We start from the raw sequence: 14959 nt of genomic DNA, 5'->3' as shown, positions 1-14959 counted from the left end.
TGCGCAGCACCGTGCAACGCCTTGCGCAGACGACGCCCGCGGGACGCAATATCAGGCAGACACCGTCGTGGCCCAGGTGGTGCAGGCTGGCGTCCACGACTCAACAGGGAGCACCTGCTCCTCTCGATGCTTTCCGGGCCCGGCGGAAGCACTCATCCCCCACCTCACGACCGCCATGCCTTCCACTTTCCCTCGTCACGCATCCAGGGGAGCCCTGCGCCTCTGTCTGGGTGTCGCGCTCCTCGCCTGGATGGGCTGCCGCTCACGACCTCCCGCCGAGTCCGTCGCCGCGCCCACGAGCACGGCGGTCAGCGCGCCCTTCGACGTGGCCTCCGTCATGAGGCAGGTCCACTTCGCCTACCGCCCCGAGGGCGAGCAGTGGAGCGGGGGCCATTCGACCTATGAGGTCCGGGCCTCCACGAACGGAATGTCGCGGTGGCGTCCAATGGCGTGGACTCTGGAGTTCCTCCAGGAGGGGCGCGTCGCCGCCTCCCGTCGATCCTGGAACCGGTAATGAGAGGCCAGGGACGTCCGGATGTGGCTGTGAGGCGCATCCAGGGGCGGGCGCCTCGGCGCCGTTTGCCTTCGCGCTCGTGCTCCTCCTCGGACGGCTTGCGCGCCGGGGTTCCCGTTCGTTTCTATCGGTATAGGCAGCACACGCTTAGAGTGCTCCCCGTCACGTCGTCAGGCCCAGACGGGCCGGGAGCCAGGAATGTCGCCGACGCTGAAGTGGGTGCTTGGAGCGCTGGTGGGACTTCCGTTGATGTGCTGCGGCTGCGGCGGCATGTGGTTCCGGGGTCAGTTTCCCCATGAGGAGGCACTCGCGCGGGTCGTGAACCATCAGCAGGTCATCCAGACACTGGGCGCGCCCGTGAGTGGCAGCTTCTTCTTCTCGGGCACGACCCAGGCTCGTGACGATAACGCAGTCGCCGAAATGCAGATTGCTCTCTCGGGAAGCAAGCAGGACGGCGTGCTGCATGTGAAGGCGGTTCAGACAAGCCAGGTCTGGGGATTCAGCCGCCTTCGAGTGATGGCGCAGGACGGCAAGGTCATCAACGTCGTCGCCGAGTTCTGAACAGGCCCATGATTCGGCTCGATGAACTCGGTGAAGTGACGACGTTCGCGGAAGTCGCCAGGCGGTTTGCCGGAGCGGATTGGCTCACCTCGTTCCTGGAGACCGAGGATTTCAACGACCCGGAGACCAATGGCATCGTCGTGCCACGCATCGTCAATGGCAGCGTGCGTTGCGAGGACACCATCAAGAGCGGGCGCGGCCCATGGGCCGTCGTCATCGATGGAGACCTCGAGACAAGTGGTGACCTCGTGTGCAGGACCAACGACTACCTGTCGAGCGCGCTGGTCGTGACCGGCGACGTGCGAGCGAGAAACGTGCGCTTCGCCGCGAGCGCACGCGTCGAGATAAAGGGCGACCTGATTGTCGGCGGCGGGCTCGGCATCGTGAGTGGAGCGTGGGGCGACGGCGGCGCGGTATTGGTGGCGCGCTCGTGCGAAGCCGCACTCGTGTTGCTGGATGGCACCACGTGCGTCGACGCGGACCGGTGCCGCCGCACGGTGGTGTGTGGGGCGCGCGGTTGGACCGAGTTCACCCCCGACATCCACGACCACGCGACGTTCGATGAAGTGTTCGAGCCCACCGTGTTCGATGCGGACGGCTCTGTCGACTATGACCGCGTGATGTCCCTCGCGAACGCAGGGCACTCCGCGCTGAAGCCCGAGGTCGAGGACCGGCTGCGTCAGGGCAAGGGCCTGGCACCACGCGCGGCGCTCACGTGGCTGGCGAGTGATTCGCGCAGCCAGGCGCTCATGGCGCTCGGCGATGACGCGTCGATGGCGGTGCTCGTCGAGCTGTTGGCGGAGCGCGGCCACTCGGTATCCATTGAGAGCCTTGCGCGCTCGGTGCGAGCCATGCGTGGAGTTCGTCTCGGTGGACCGGCCCCAGGCACTTGAACCAGGGCCTGACGCCGCCCTCCTGGCGCAGGCATCCTGGCGCTCCCGATTCGTTCCTCTTCAATCAACAGGCCCGGGCGCTCACCACCGTTGGCTCGTTGTCCCAGACCTCCATCACCCTGAGCAACGACCCCCAGGTCGACCGTCCAAACCGCACTTTCAAGAAGATAGACGTCACCAATAACTAACGCCCTCCGGTCAACCGCGGAAGGAATGCAGCGGCGTCTGTCGCACTTCAGAGGGCTCCTTGCCGGACGTGGGAAGGGCTGTGGACAGGCATTGACGCGCGTATCACGCAGTGACCGGATTGGGGGCGCCTGACGCGGAAGGTCCGGCTTCGCGCGGCAGGTCAGGGCCCGAGGAAGGGCTCGACGGTTGTAATCATCGCGGGGGACTCGAACAGGTCGTAGTGCGTGTGGCCGGGCAGGATGGCGAGGCTCGACTTGGGGCGACCGCTGCCGTCGAGGCCACCGTCGCGCTGGCCTCCGCCGAGCAGCTCGTAGAACCGCGCGATGTACGAGGGCGGCATGGAGTCCGCGTCCGCGAACACGAGGAGCACGGGCATGGCGAGCTTCGACACCTCCACGGACCAGTCGTAGGGGCGGCGCTGGAGCTCGCCGGTCTTGTCGATGAGGCGCGCGAAGCCCGTCGCATCGGGCGCGATGGCGGCGTAGGTCTGGTACACCGGCGCGGGCTTCATCATGTCGGCGAGCGCGCCCGTCAGGTGCTGGAACGCCGTGGCCACCTCCGGGTACCAGCCGGTACTGCTGAACGGTGAGCTCACCACGACGAGCTTGCGCACCCGCGACGGATGCTGGATGGCGAGGCGCAGGCCGACGCCCCCGCCGAGCGAGTAGCCCAGTACATCCGCTTGCGGCACGCGCAGCTCGTCGAGCAGGGCCGCGAGGTCGTCCGCCAACTGCTCGTAGCGCAAGGGGCGGTCGATGTCGGCGGTCCTGCCGTGGCCCTGGAGGTCGACCGAGATGACCTGGCGCCCCTGCGCGAGGCGCGTCGCGACCGGCGCGTCCATCAGGGTGTTGTGGAGTCCTCCGTGCAGCAACACGAGCGGCAGGGCTCCGTCAGTGGGGACGCCGCGCACCTCGTAATAGAGGCGCAGGCCATTCACCTGGGCATGGCCGGTCTTCGTCGGGAGGGTGGGGGTCGTCATGGAGGAAGCGCCTCGGGAGGAGGGAATGGAGGAGCAGGAGCTGGCGAGGAGGGACAGCGCGACAAGGAGCGTTCTCACGCGAGCACCTCCGGCAGACCGAAGGCGGCCATCAGCCTGGGTTCGAACGTCGTAATCTCGTGGATGCGGCCGTCGCGTACATGCAGCGCGTCGAGCTTGAAGGCGCGGAACGAGGGGTCTCCCGGTCGTCGCAGGTAGCTCATGGCCGCGGGCATGCGGTTGGCCCACGCCGGCACCAGTCGCCACTCGCCCATGGCATTCGCTCGCTCCATGAGCGGGAGCACCTGGTCCACGCCCTCGAAACACGCGGGCAGTGGGGGCATGGTCACCCGCACGTCGCGCGTGAGCAGCGCGATGGACGCCTTGCAGTCGCCGCTCTCGTGCGCCGAGATGAACGCCTCCAGCAGCGCGCGCTCGTCGGCGCTCACCGCGTCGCCGCGTGCGAGGGGCTCGTGGCGGGAGAGCGTGGCGCGGGCACGCTGGAGGCTGCTGTTGACCGCCGCGACCGAGGTCTCCAGCAGGGAAGCCGTCTCGGCCGCGGACCAGTCCAGGAGCTCGCACAACACGAAGGCCGCCCGCTGCCTCGGCGGCAGTCGCTGGATGACGGCCAGGTAGCCCAGGGCGATGGACTCGCGCGTGACGGCCTCCTCTTCAAGCAGGACGTCCGGGTAGGGCTGCAGCCAGGGAATCTCGGCGAACGAGCGCGCGGAGGCCGCCTGCCGCGAAGAGCTTCGCAGGTGGTCGAGGCAGGCGTTCGTGGCGATGCGGTACAGCCAGCGCCGCATCCCGGCTTCACCGCCGCTCGCGTCGAACGCATCGCGCGCATTCCACGCGCGCAGCAGCGTTTCCTGCACCAGGTCGTCGGCCTCCGCGAACGAGCCGACCATGCGGTAGCAGTGGAGATGCAGCGCGCGGCGGTGCGGTCGCACGAGCGCGTCGAAGGCGGTCATCGGGGGCGGGGAGGGTGTGGTCTCTATCATCCACACCCAAACGACGCGGAGGGACCGGAATCATCGGTCGACCGATGATTCCTCCCCGGCCCCAGTGAAAACGCGGGCTTGGCGCGGCTTCGATGCAGGCCCGCGCGAGGGCGGCTCAGAGCTTGAAGAGGTAGACGGCGCCGCTGTCCTCGCTGCTGTTGTCCGCCTGGTTGCCGTTGATGCCCTTCGCCTTGCTGTCCTCGTAGGGGACACCCACACCCAGCAGGTAGCCATCCGCCGAGAGCGCCAGGCGCAGGCCAAAGTTGTCGTTGACCCCCGTGTTGGAGGCTTTGACGTAGGCCTGCTGCTCCCACGCGGTGCCACTTCGGGTTCGGTGTCTCGTGCGTCGTGAGTCAGGCGGAGCGCAGCGCTTCCGGCGCGGTCGCATCCACCTTGAGGTGTATTCGCAGCCAGTGCGCCAGCGCGTCTGCCTGCTCCTCGCGCCCGGTGGCCCCGAGCACCTGCGTCGGGGTCGTCAGAACCGTCCCGACAGGCCCAGCATGCTCCCCTTCGCGTCGAGGGCGAGCACCGGCAGGAGGCTCACCTCGGCGGCGGGGGCCGAAGGCGCCATGTTCGAGGCGTGGGACACCTCGTAGCCGATGAGTGAGCCGGCCATGGCGAATGCCGGGAAGAGTAGCGGCGCGATATCCTCGTGCTTCTTCGGAACCAGCGTCGAGGCCAGCAGCCCAAGGCCGCCCCCGGTTCCAGCCCCCAGCAATACGCCCCCGAAGGTCCCTCGGCCCCGGGTGGCCCGCCCACCCAACCAGACGCCCAGCGGAGCACCTATCGCGGCCCCCACGAGAAACCCACGCCCTGCTCCATCGAGGTTCAGGAAGTCGAAGCGGGACGGTGGATCCTCCCGCAAGCTCGTCGCGCCGATGATCATTCCGGGGATCGCCGCCGCCATCGAGGTCGCGGCCATGAGTCCCACCTCGGCCGCGATGCGCCCCACATACCGTCCACCACTCTCCTCCCGAGGCGCATCCACCAGCGGGGCCGGGCTGAGAGGCTGTGGGCTTGACGCCATCTCACCGGGCGACGCTTCGGCTTCCGATGCACGGCCGACTCCTGGCGCGAGGAGGACCCATCCGAGCGCCACGAACGACGACCAGGTCGACAGATGCCTGAGGGTATTCATGCCCGGTCGCCCAGCAAGAAGCTGGCCCTGTCCCAGTCTCCCCATCCTCGACGGCGCCCATGTCAGGGCTGTGCAATTCCTTGCACAATCCAGAGGTCGATGTGAACGCGGCTGCACAGCCTGGCGCGTACACGCTTCTCCAGTGGCTCCAAGGAAGGCACTGGCTCAGCCCATCCATCGGGAGGGGCTGACTCAGGTCTTGCTCCCCTCCCACGGCAGCGCGAGCTCGGTCAACCAGGAGGCGCTCTCCTGTGTGTCCACGCGCAGGAACGTCTCGCGCAGGGGAAGGGCTGGGGTGCGCTCCTTCGAGTGAAGGGATGCGAAGAGGCGAGCCCAGGAAGGGCCCACGGACTGGGGCGCCCCTGAGTGGACGAGCGTGACTGCCTGGACTTCGGGCACCTCCTCGATGGTGACACCTCGTGGAGTGGCTCCTGGTGCCAGGGGGACACACCAGGACACGTCCGCGTCCTCCTCGCGGTACTCCGCCTCGTGAAGGAGGCAGAAGGGCGCACCGGCCACGTGGGGTCCGCACGCGGCGAACAGCCTGGGGAAGGCCACCGACGCGTCGGAGTACCGTCCCCGGGCCCGGTGCACGGCGACGCGGGCCGCGGGGAGCCAGCGCTCGAGGAGTGGCGGCGGTGCGCGCAGGTACGCCTCCGCCTGGGCCTGGTTTCGCAGCAGTGTGTCCAGCGCGAGCACGGAGCGGTGCGCGCTGGCGGCCTCGTCGGCGAGCCGGGCGCGCGCGCGCCCCAGTTGCTCCGCGAGCGAGGCGCCCGTCGCCACCTCCGTGAGCACTCCCTGAATCTCTTCCAGGGACAGTTTCAGGTCGCGCAGCGCGCGCAGCGTGTGGGCCAGGGAGATGTCGCGCTCGGTGTAGTAGCGATAGCCAGAGGAGGGGTCCACGCGCGAGGGTTCGAGCAGTCCCTTCTCCTGGTAGAAGCGCAGGGCCTTCACGGTCAGCCCGGTGATGCGCGAAGTCTCGCCAATGGAATACAGCAGTCCGCTCACCGCTCCTCCTCCAAGAGGAAGGCGCGCACAGTGGCCGCGAAGGACTCGGGTTGCTCCTCGAAAGGGAAGTGCCCGCTGTCCGCCAGCTCCACCAGTCGCGCGTGGGGAATCGCCTCTACCACACGCTCCGTGGCCGAGCGCGGCTGGAGGTCCTGGGCGCCATGGATGACGAGCGTGGGCGCGCGCACCCGCCGCAACCAGTCCGTCCAGTCGTGATGTCGGCCCAGGCTCAGGTAGAGCCCCAGCGAGAGAAAGCCTCCCGCGGCACCGGCGCCTGGAAGCTTCGCGTCGGGGCGGGCGTGCCGCGTGGCCTGGGCGTACAGGGGGCCGAAGGCGGCGAAGTGCTCGGCGAGTCGGGCCTCGTCGTCCTTCAGGCGGGCAGGGAAGTCGAAGGTGTGCTTCATCCACGCCGCCAGCTCGCGTTGGCCCGTTGCGTCCAACCGGGCCCGCACCTGGGTGAACAGGTCGCCATCACCCGCGGGCATCGTCACCAACGGCGCGGGTGCCACCAGCACGAGGGCCTCCACCCGCTCCGGCCACTCCGCGGCGTAGAGCGCGGCCACCAGGGCTCCGAAGGAGTGTCCCACCAACGTGAGGCGCTCCTTGCCCAGCAGGCGCCGGATGCGCTCGAGGTCCGCGAGCTGCGCGGCGAGTCCCAGTCGCAGCTCCACCGCCTGCATGGCCTGCCACGTGCCGCCAGGGGGAGCGTGGGTGAAGGGCCGCGACGAGGCGCCGCAGCCTCGCTGGTCATAGAAGTGCCAGCGCAGGGCGTCACCCGTCATGGTCGCCCCGCGCCAGGGTTCCGCTGGCGGGAGTCCAGGGCCGCCATGCACGACGACGACGTCCCGCCCATCACCCACGGCCACGTGGTGGAGCCTCACGTCCGGCGACACCTGCCAGGACGGCCCATCCGCACGTTGTCCTGGGGGAACGTCCAGCGTTTCGCCCCGCGCGGCCAGCAACTGCTCCACGGTGCCTGGTTGGAAGAGCGCTCGCCCCATCCACCACCAGGTGCCCGCTGCCGCCGCGACCAGCAGGACGAGTGTTCCAAGAACTCCTACCATGACCATCCTCCGCGACCTGTTTCCGGGTGACATGGAGCGGAGGGTGGCGGTCTCCCCTTGGGGGAGAGTCAAGCGGAGGAGGCCCACGCGAGCATGGAATTCATCGCCCGCGGCCGGGCCTATGGCCGCGTGACGTGTACGAGGCTCGTCATGGCGTCCACGTACAGGGTCGTGTCGTCGGCATACAGCGGCAGCAGAGGCGTGACCGACACCTGGTTCAGCTTCGTCTTGCGGAGCTGCTGCGTGGCCGGGTCCTTGAACACGGCAAAAGGGACATCCTGGATGACGTAGGGCTCGCCATCCACGTGGCCGATGATCATCAAGACGTGACCGGGAACGACGATGAGGTCACCCACCTGCGCTTGGGCCAGCGCGCGCAGCCGCTCGGCGTGCGAGTCCTGCGCAGTGAAGAGGCGGTGATTCAGCGCCTCGCTCTTGCCCTGCATCCCGGAGTTGGGCGGCAGGAACAGCCCCAGGCTGCGGTACACCTCGCTGGTCAGTCCGCTGCAGTCGCGTGCATTGAACTGGTGCCCCCAGCCGTAGCGCTCGCCGAGGAACTTGAACGCCTGGCGGAGGATGTTGGCGCGTGTCATTGGCAGATAGCCCGGCGCGGTGTCGGCGGTACGGCGCAGCAGCGCGCTCTGGAACGCCAGTGTGCCGTCCTGCTCGCGCACCGGCAGCAGCACCGGCCACGATGCATAGCTGCTGGCGCCGTTGACCGGCTCACCGGGTGCCACGTCGGCCCGTGGCAGCGCGACCCCCATGTCGAGCTCGAGCTCGGACACCCCGGGTGCTTCCGGCGTGGAGACCGTGCGCACCTGGTCGCCCGTGACGACACGCCCGGGCGCTTTCGCCACGTACGAGAACACCGCGTCCGCCGAGCCTTCCGCGACATCGGCGCGCCGGACCCATGCGGGACCCTGGGTCGTCATGACGAACAGCCATTGCTGGTCCGCGCTGTGGTGCGCGATGACGACCGGCTCGCCTGGGAAGAGGATGCCGGCCTGCAGGCTTTCGTAGTCGCGCAGGTTCTCCGCCGCGAAGAACTTCCGGTCGGACGGCAGTGACCGCAGGGTCGTGCGCCGCACGCTGAGGCCGTGGCGCGCGGTGGAGGCTTCGGGGATGTGTTCGGTCGCGGTGTTCTGGCGCGGCTCTTCGAGCATTGCCTCCGTCACCGGTCGGCCCTGTTCGTCGATGACTGCCTGGATGGGCGTCTGCTGCGCATCCTTGACCCAGCCGGCGACCTGCGCCCGCGTCAGCGTGGCCGGGATGCGCTTCAGGTCGATCAGGCCGCCATCCGGACCGAAGGCGCGCATGCGCTTGGCCGCCACCTGGCTGGCATCGAGCAGCACCTCGTCGGGAGATGGCGCGCGGCGAATCCAGAACTCGGGCGACAGCATGTCTTCGCTGAACGCGGGCACCCCGGATGGAGACACGGCGAGCGCGGACGGCGCGGCGCAGGCGGCAAGGCTGGCGGTGGTCCCCATCACCGCGAGCGAGAGAATCCGCGTGCGCCATGTGCGTGCGCCAGCCCGGCACGTCGTCGCACGAGGCTGAGTGGAGGGGGATGCCAGGCGGCTCATTCGTTCAACTCCGAGAGGGGAAGACGGCTCATGTGGCCGTGCATGCGCGCGGGGGCGAGCAGGTCATCGCACTTGTAACTGGCTGCTCACCCTCAGGCACAACGAACTCTTGGCGAGAGCTATTTCGCAGGCGCGCGGCGTTTTCTCCGGGAGGCAGTCGCTCCAGAAGCTCCTCGAACGGACGGCTCGCCTTGTCGGCTGCTCGCCGCCTTCACAGGCCCACTGAGATGCCCCTCCGTCAGGGCTGTTGTCGCCTCGGAGTTCACGGCTCGTTCACTGGCCGCGACGCGCTGGCGCTCATGGCAGTGACGCGCCCGCGATGCGGCGACCGGGTTTGGGAGGCACACGGGTGCGCTTCTCGCACAAGCTCATGGCCACTCTCGCGGTCGGGCTCAGCCCAGCCCCGCCGTCACGCTCGCCACCAGCCAGAAGGTCCCTCTCACGATGTTGCCGGGCCGTAGCTGGGGCGTCGCCTCGTCTGCCGCCGCGAGGACGTCATAGGTGCCTCCATAGGTCCGCACGAGGGCGTGCTGGAACTGGTGGCCGGTGACGCCGTTGGTGCGCACGTCCGCGGCCTCCACCTGCCCGGCGAAGTAGGCCCGGGGCTCGACCGGGGGAGGAGTGCTGCTCTTCGACAGGAGCGAGGCAGGATTGGGGATGAAGAGCTTCGAGCCCCGCAGCGCCTTCCCCGGCTTGCGCGAGGTCAGGTAGGCCGCCTCGTCCGGCCAGGCCTGCAGCGACTCCGCGAAGGCGCACGGCGCAAGTTCCAGCACCATGCCGGGCCGGATGCGCTCGCGCACCAGCGCGAGGTCATCGAGCTGCGTGGCGAACGGGTAGAGGACGTGGCCTTCGGAGTCGACCATCTCTGCCTTCAGCGGGTCGCAGAGGCGGCAGCTCTCGTGGAGGGCGAAGTCGGTGGCGCGGACCCGCAGGCGCGACTCCGCCCGGAAGCCCGGGATGGCGCACTGCACCTTGTGCGCGTGGTTGAAGACGAAGCTGTAGCTCGCGCCCGAAGTGTCGGACCACACCTTCAACTCGTGGTCGCGTGTCGTGCCCGCGACCGTGGTGTGCTCCAGCAGGGAGTCCAGGACGCGCCCGAAGGCCGCCTTGTCGTTGGCGTGGATTCCGATGCAGGCGAGGTGGTTTGCCATCCACCGAAGGTAGCACGCGCCTGTTGCTCCACCGCGCCTCGCGGTTCGTCCAGGACACGCAGCGAAATTGACCCGTGCTACCGTCGAAAACCTGCGCTTGCAGCACTGGGGCTGTTGAAGTGCTTGATGGATTGGATTGCCGCGCCATGGCTGCAATAACGAATATCGCGACGCAGGTGCGGCAGCACTGGCTGGAGCGGCACCTCAACGTCCAGCCGGTCGCGATGAAGGACGTCGCGGACGCCTGGCGGTCGCTTCCTGGCGTACTTCCGGAAGAGTACGAAGCGTTCCTCCGCATCGCCGGGCTTCCAACGGATGATGATTCCCGGGGGTTTCGTTTCTGGTTGCCCGAGGAGCTTCGCGCGACCGCCGACGTGCTGCGGGACGCAGGGTACGGTTGCAACGCCACGGAGGCGTCGGTCATCTTCGCCGACTACCTTCAGCAATCGTGGTGGTACGCGCTGTGGGTGTCAGGGCCATGGAAGGGATATGTGTCCCTCGTCCTCGGCCTCTATAGCGGCAACGATCCCCAGTTTCCGCTAGGGAGTTTGGAGGACTTCCTGCTGGCGTACATCAAGGACGACGATGATGTTCTCTGTCCGAAGAGCTAGGGGAAGAGCGAGCGCGGCTGATGCGGAGGCGAGGCCTGGTGCCCCGCGGCCCCCTGCGCTGTCGAAGGTCTCAGCGGCGGTATAGGTTTCGCGCATGCGCGACCTGCAATCGCACCGATGGATGTGGATCAAGGCGAGCCTCTTCGTCGTCATCGGACTGATGTCGTCGGCGCTCGTCCTCCTTCAGTTGCCCGAGTGGCGTGTCCTGCTCCTGCTCAGCCTCGCCATCTGGGCCTACTGCCGCGCCTACTACTTCGCCTTCTACGTCATCGAAAAATACATCGACCCCTCATTTCGTTTCTCCGGCCTCGGCTCGGTCCTCCGCTACCTCATCAACAGGCGTTAGCGGTGCGCGCCAAGGTCGTTGTGGGATGCCCGTTCGAGTGCGGGGACCGAACAGGGGAGGCGCTCGAACGACGAGATGGGAAGCCGGCTGCACAGGTGTTCGAGGCGGGACGGCTACGTGTCCGCACGCCTTGGCGACCGCCCCCTGTATGCGCCGGGAGGCATACCGGCCCACGCTCGGAAGGCTCGCGAGAAGGCCTCGTCAGATGCATAGCCAACGGTGCTGGCAATCACCTTGAGGCTCTGTTCAGACGATGCGAGGAGCTGTGCGGCGGCTCGCATGCGCCACGACGTGAGATATGCGAACGGCGTCTCCCCCACGATGTCGTGGAAGGTCGCCGCGAAGGTCGACCGCGACATCATCGCCGCCTCCGCGAGACGTTCGAGCGTCCATGCTTCTCCTGGCGCGCGATGAATCGCAGCCAGCGCCTTCGTGATTGCCGGGTGTCCGACTCCTCGCAGCCAACTGGCGGTCCGAACATCGAGACCGATGCACGCGCGAACGACCTGCACGAAGAGGAGCTCCGCCAGCCGCGTCAGGACGAGTGAGGCCCCGGGCTTCCGGTCGATAGCCTCGGACGTAAGCGCGGCGACCAGATGCCGCGTCGCCCCCGAGAGCTCTTCGTGTTTCAAGCTCACGACTGGTGGCAGCGCGGTGTCGAAGAGGGCGCGGTCAATCTCGTCGACCTCGAGGGTCCCACAGATGACCTGGGTTCGCGCGCCGGTGCCGCCGCCGCGGAAGAAAGAGGTCGCGCTCTTGGACCTGGCGCGAAGCCGCTCGAAGGGCTCGGCGCGCGTCTTGAGCGAGTCCTTGAGCTCGTGCGCCATGCCCGCGCGGACCAGCGCGACACCGCCCGCCAGGAGGGGGAGGGCACGGCGAGTCCCGCGCACGGAGAGGACGGCGCTGCCTTCTGGAATGACGTAACAGACGTAGGCGCCGAGACCCTCGGTGCTGACTCCCCAGGGCGCCGCAAGCTCGCTCGCACCGAAGACGCTCGCGCGAAGCCTCACGGTGGAGAGAAGCGACGTCAGCGCATCGTCGGACGTTCCATCAACCATTCGAGACGCTTCGTAGCAGGTCGTCCGAGACCATGGCACCCGAACTTGAACTCCACGAGGTGCTGATGTCGAGAGACGTTAGAGGAAAGGCCTTCGTCTTCGCCGGTGGGACGAGTGGCATTGGTCGAGCCACCGCGCTCGCGATGGCGCGGCGACACGCGGACGTGCTCGTGTTGGGCCGAGATGCCACACGGGGCGAAGCCACGGCGAAGCTGCTGCGTGACGCCGGAGCCGGTGACGCGCGGTGGGCACGGGCAGACCTCTCGTCGGTCGCGGGCATCGAAGCCGCTGCTCGCGACATCCTGGCCTGGCGCAGGACGTTCGATGGCCTCATCCACTCGGCGATGAACGTGGACCTGCGGGCGCGGACGCGTCAGTCGACGGCCGACGGCTACGAACACGCCTTCGGCCTGCAATACCTCGCGCGGGCCGGGCTCAACCTGAAGCTCGTCGATGCGCTCGCGGCGTCCGGAGATGGACGGATTCTTCACATCGGCGCCAGCCCTCCCGCGCGGCTCGTGCCGGATGTGGGCGATCTTCAATTCGAGCGTCGCAAGTGGACGCTCACGGCTTCGCTCATGTCGTCGCAGGTGCTCGGCTTCCTTCACGTTCAGGAGGCCGCGCGAAGGTGGAAAGACCTGCCCATCAGCATCGCGATTTCCTGCGTGGGCCCTACGACAACCGACTCGATTCGCGAGCAGCCGTGGTGGGCCCGCGCGCTGTACGCGCTCATCGCGACGACTCCTGAACGCTCGGCTGAAAATGGCCTTCGCTTCCTGCTCGACGAGGACGTGCGGCTCGCGCGAGGTGCCGCGCTCAAGAGTCCGAAGAAATATCAGCCCACAGCGATTGCGTACGACGCCGAGCTGGCGGCCAGCGTCTGGAGGCTCGCCGAGGCCATGCTGCGCCCGGGTTCGTGACTCGCGCCCAGGATAAGAAGCACGTGGGCGTCGAGTGAGTGTCACGTCACCGTGAGCATCCCACGAAGCACCACGACCCCAGAGCCGGAGAGCTCGGGCTCCGGCGTCAGGCGCACATGCAACAAACTGCGCCGGCCCATGTGAACACCCTGCTCGACGACGAGGGTCTTGTCCTCCGCGAGCAGGTCCTCCGAACCCAGGTAGGCGCACAGCGGCCCGGCGGCCGTGCCCGTCGCCGCGTCTTCCCAGAGACCGACCGTGGGGTTGAGGAAGCGCGCATAGGCTGTCCGTGGCGCGGCCGGGTCGAACGCGTAGACATAGCAGCCCTCGGCCCCCGCCGCCGCCAGCACCGAGAGCAAATTGTCACTCATGGGGCGAGCGCGATCAACAGTCAGCGCGTCTCGAACGCGAACCAGGAGATGACCTGCACCGGTGCTGGCGACGCGGGGCGCCGGGTGCGTCAGAACATCCGCGACAGGCACGGCAAGCGCCTCGGCCAGGGGGCCGACGTCATCGAGTGACGAAGAGAGCTTCAATGGGGACTGCTTCATCCGTCCATGGATGCGGCCCGCACGTGCCTCGAGCGTGATGGGCAACACCTCTGTACCGATTTCCTGCTGGAAGGTCTTTGGCGCATCCAACGAACCGAGGGCGCCGTGCTCGGCGAGCCACAGCCAGGCCCCGAGCGCATTGTGCCCCGCTCCGAATATCTCCGAGCCGTTCGCGGTGAACGAGCGCAACTTCCAATCGGCGCGCGTGCTCTTCAAGAGAAAGGTCGTCTCCGCCTGATTGAACTCGCCTGCGATGCGCCGAAGCGTGTCGTCGGGCAACGCGTCCGCGCCTTCGACGACCGCGAGAGGGTTGCCGCTCAGCGGAGTATCCGCGAACACATCGATCAGCCCGGATGCCAGCTCTGCCATGCGTCTTCTCCTCGGTCGTAGATGAGCTACATTCACCTTGCTCGGACCTGACGGAAACCTAATGAGGCTCGGGTGCTGCCGCAAAAGCGAAGTTCTCACCTTGAAGATGAGCTGGATTCAGCATGCCTCCGTACGAGCTTCCTCCCTTGAACGCGCTGCGCGCCTTCGACGCCGCCGCCCGACATTCCAGCTTCAAGGCCGCCGCCGCGGAGCTCTTCGTGACGCCCACGGCCATCAGCCACCAGGTCCGGCAGCTCGAAGCCTACCTGGGCGTGCGTGTGCTCGACCGGACGCCACGGTCCGTGTCCCTGACGTCGGCGGGCGCGGAGCTGTACGAGGCGGCCGCGGCGGGTTTCGCGGACATCAGCCGGGTTGTCTCACGCCTGCGCAAGGGCCCGACTCCCGTGACGCTGACACTCTCCGCCACCACGGGGTTCTTGAGCCAGTGGCTGGTGCCGCGGCTGGATGAGGTCCGCCGCCTCTTGCCGGACATCGAGTTCCGGCTGCATGCCGGAAACGCGCCCGTGGTGCTGAAAGCGGGCGAAGTCGATGTGGCCATCCGCTATGGCAGGGGCCCATTCCCGGGAGCCGAGGCCACGGTGCTGAAGCGCGACACCTTCGCCCCCGTGTGCAGCCCGAGACTCAAACTCACGCGCGCCAGCGACCTGCGCCGCGCGAAGCTCATCCACATCGACGGGCAGCGTGTGCCCAGACCTCCGCCGACGTGGGCCCGCTGGTGTGCCGAGGCCGGAGTCACAGGGGTGGATACCGAGGCCGGCATCCGGTTCACGGACGGCCTGCATGCGGTTCAGGCCGCGCTCGCGGGGCAGGGGGTTGCCATCGTCAGCCGGGTCTTGGTGGCCGACGCCTTGTCCGCGGGACTGCTGAGCCAGCCGTTCGTCGAGGTTCTTCGCGGCGAGACCTATCACTTCGCCTGCGCGCCAGGCCTGAGTTCCCGTGCCGACGTCGTCGCCCTCCGGGAGTGGTTTCAACGCAACCTGATGACGCCCCCATGATTCATACCTG

General features: G+C 67.9%; 18 protein-coding genes. 7 read left to right on the top strand and 11 right to left on the bottom strand.

The features are described from left to right. Positions 1 to 195 precede the first annotated feature (195 nt). A complete protein-coding gene (locus tag HUA76_RS42235) occupies positions 196 to 339 on the bottom strand; it encodes a hypothetical protein (RefSeq protein ID WP_174458763.1) in 144 nt (47 codons plus the stop codon). A gap of 62 nt (positions 340 to 401) precedes the next feature. Here HUA76_RS42235 and HUA76_RS46650 point away from each other — a divergent pair, with 62 nt between their 5' ends. From HUA76_RS46650 to HUA76_RS42225, 3 genes are all read left to right on the top strand, one after another. Continuing rightward, entirely contained in the window at positions 402 to 650 is a 249-nt protein-coding gene (locus HUA76_RS46650) for an MYXO-CTERM sorting domain-containing protein (RefSeq protein ID WP_371745762.1), read from the top strand. A 62-nt stretch (positions 651 to 712) separates the two neighbouring features. Further along, positions 713 to 1075, top strand: coding sequence for a cytochrome c oxidase assembly factor Coa1 family protein (locus HUA76_RS42230; RefSeq protein WP_174458762.1), 363 nt, complete (start codon positions 713 to 715; stop codon positions 1073 to 1075). Between the two features lie 8 nt (positions 1076 to 1083). Further along, positions 1084 to 1968, top strand: a complete 885-nt coding sequence (locus HUA76_RS42225; protein WP_174464127.1) for a hypothetical protein — start codon at positions 1084 to 1086, stop codon at positions 1966 to 1968. Positions 1969 to 2317: 349 nt separating this feature from the next. Here HUA76_RS42225 and HUA76_RS42220 read toward each other — a convergent pair whose 3' ends face one another. From HUA76_RS42220 to HUA76_RS42185, 8 genes are all read right to left on the bottom strand, one after another. After that, the gene (locus HUA76_RS42220; protein ID WP_174464126.1) at positions 2318 to 3136 is read right to left on the bottom strand and encodes an alpha/beta fold hydrolase; all 819 of its coding nucleotides are present in this window, start codon (positions 3134 to 3136) and stop codon (positions 2318 to 2320) included. A 74-nt stretch (positions 3137 to 3210) separates the two neighbouring features. Beyond that, positions 3211 to 4104, bottom strand: a complete 894-nt coding sequence (locus tag HUA76_RS42215) for an RNA polymerase subunit sigma-70 (protein ID WP_217440900.1) — start codon at positions 4102 to 4104, stop codon at positions 3211 to 3213. Positions 4105 to 4249: 145 nt separating this feature from the next. Further along, a complete protein-coding gene (locus tag HUA76_RS42210) occupies positions 4250 to 4522 on the bottom strand; it encodes a hypothetical protein (RefSeq protein ID WP_174458758.1) in 273 nt (90 codons plus the stop codon). Positions 4523 to 4609: 87 nt separating this feature from the next. Further along, positions 4610 to 5056, bottom strand: a complete 447-nt coding sequence (locus HUA76_RS42205) for a hypothetical protein (RefSeq protein ID WP_174458757.1) — start codon at positions 5054 to 5056, stop codon at positions 4610 to 4612. A gap of 408 nt (positions 5057 to 5464) precedes the next feature. Next, positions 5465 to 6280, bottom strand: a complete 816-nt coding sequence (locus HUA76_RS42200; protein WP_174464124.1) for a MerR family transcriptional regulator — start codon at positions 6278 to 6280, stop codon at positions 5465 to 5467. Next, positions 6277 to 7344, bottom strand: coding sequence for an alpha/beta fold hydrolase (locus HUA76_RS42195; RefSeq protein WP_174464123.1), 1068 nt, complete (start codon positions 7342 to 7344; stop codon positions 6277 to 6279). Before HUA76_RS42195 ends, HUA76_RS42200 begins: the two co-directional genes overlap by 4 nt. A gap of 119 nt (positions 7345 to 7463) precedes the next feature. Then, complete coding sequence (locus HUA76_RS42190; RefSeq protein ID WP_254614840.1) at positions 7464 to 8927, bottom strand: SH3 domain-containing protein; 1464 nt, start codon at positions 8925 to 8927, stop codon at positions 7464 to 7466. Between the two features lie 392 nt (positions 8928 to 9319). Further along, positions 9320 to 10078 carry a hypothetical protein gene (locus tag HUA76_RS42185; RefSeq protein WP_246137514.1) on the bottom strand — a complete coding sequence of 253 codons (759 nt, stop codon included), beginning with the start codon at positions 10076 to 10078 and terminating at the stop codon, positions 9320 to 9322. Positions 10079 to 10197: 119 nt separating this feature from the next. Between HUA76_RS42185 and HUA76_RS42180 the strand changes: the two genes are divergently transcribed. Continuing rightward, the gene (locus tag HUA76_RS42180) at positions 10198 to 10689 is read left to right on the top strand and encodes a hypothetical protein (protein WP_174464122.1); all 492 of its coding nucleotides are present in this window, start codon (positions 10198 to 10200) and stop codon (positions 10687 to 10689) included. A gap of 94 nt (positions 10690 to 10783) precedes the next feature. Then, positions 10784 to 11035: a hypothetical protein gene (locus HUA76_RS42175; protein ID WP_174464121.1), complete on the top strand. Its 252-nt coding sequence runs from the start codon at positions 10784 to 10786 to the stop codon at positions 11033 to 11035. 113 nt (positions 11036 to 11148) lie between these two features. Here HUA76_RS42175 and HUA76_RS42170 read toward each other — a convergent pair whose 3' ends face one another. After that, a complete protein-coding gene (locus HUA76_RS42170; protein ID WP_174464120.1) occupies positions 11149 to 12093 on the bottom strand; it encodes an AraC family transcriptional regulator in 945 nt (314 codons plus the stop codon). Between the two features lie 32 nt (positions 12094 to 12125). Between HUA76_RS42170 and HUA76_RS42165 the strand changes: the two genes are divergently transcribed. Then, positions 12126 to 13013 carry an SDR family NAD(P)-dependent oxidoreductase gene (locus HUA76_RS42165; protein ID WP_174464119.1) on the top strand — a complete coding sequence of 296 codons (888 nt, stop codon included), beginning with the start codon at positions 12126 to 12128 and terminating at the stop codon, positions 13011 to 13013. A 41-nt stretch (positions 13014 to 13054) separates the two neighbouring features. Here the strand turns inward: HUA76_RS42165 and HUA76_RS42160 are convergent, their stop codons facing one another. Continuing rightward, the gene (locus HUA76_RS42160; protein WP_174464118.1) at positions 13055 to 13933 is read right to left on the bottom strand and encodes a PhzF family phenazine biosynthesis protein; all 879 of its coding nucleotides are present in this window, start codon (positions 13931 to 13933) and stop codon (positions 13055 to 13057) included. 122 nt (positions 13934 to 14055) lie between these two features. On the opposite strand from HUA76_RS42160, the gene HUA76_RS42155 reads away from it, so the two are divergent. Further along, positions 14056 to 14949 (top strand): LysR substrate-binding domain-containing protein, encoded by an 894-nt coding sequence (locus tag HUA76_RS42155; RefSeq protein WP_174458749.1) that lies wholly within the window; start codon positions 14056 to 14058, stop codon positions 14947 to 14949. Positions 14950 to 14959: the final 10 nt, after the last annotated feature.

Origin of the sequence: Myxococcus sp. CA056 (genome assembly GCF_013336715.1) — a bacterium.
In the GTDB taxonomy this organism is placed as follows: domain Bacteria; phylum Myxococcota; class Myxococcia; order Myxococcales; family Myxococcaceae; genus Myxococcus; species Myxococcus llanfairpwllgwyngyllgogerychwyrndrobwllllantysiliogogogochensis.
Note: the sequence above shows the minus strand (reverse complement) of the source record. Positions and strands in the feature narration are given on the sequence as shown.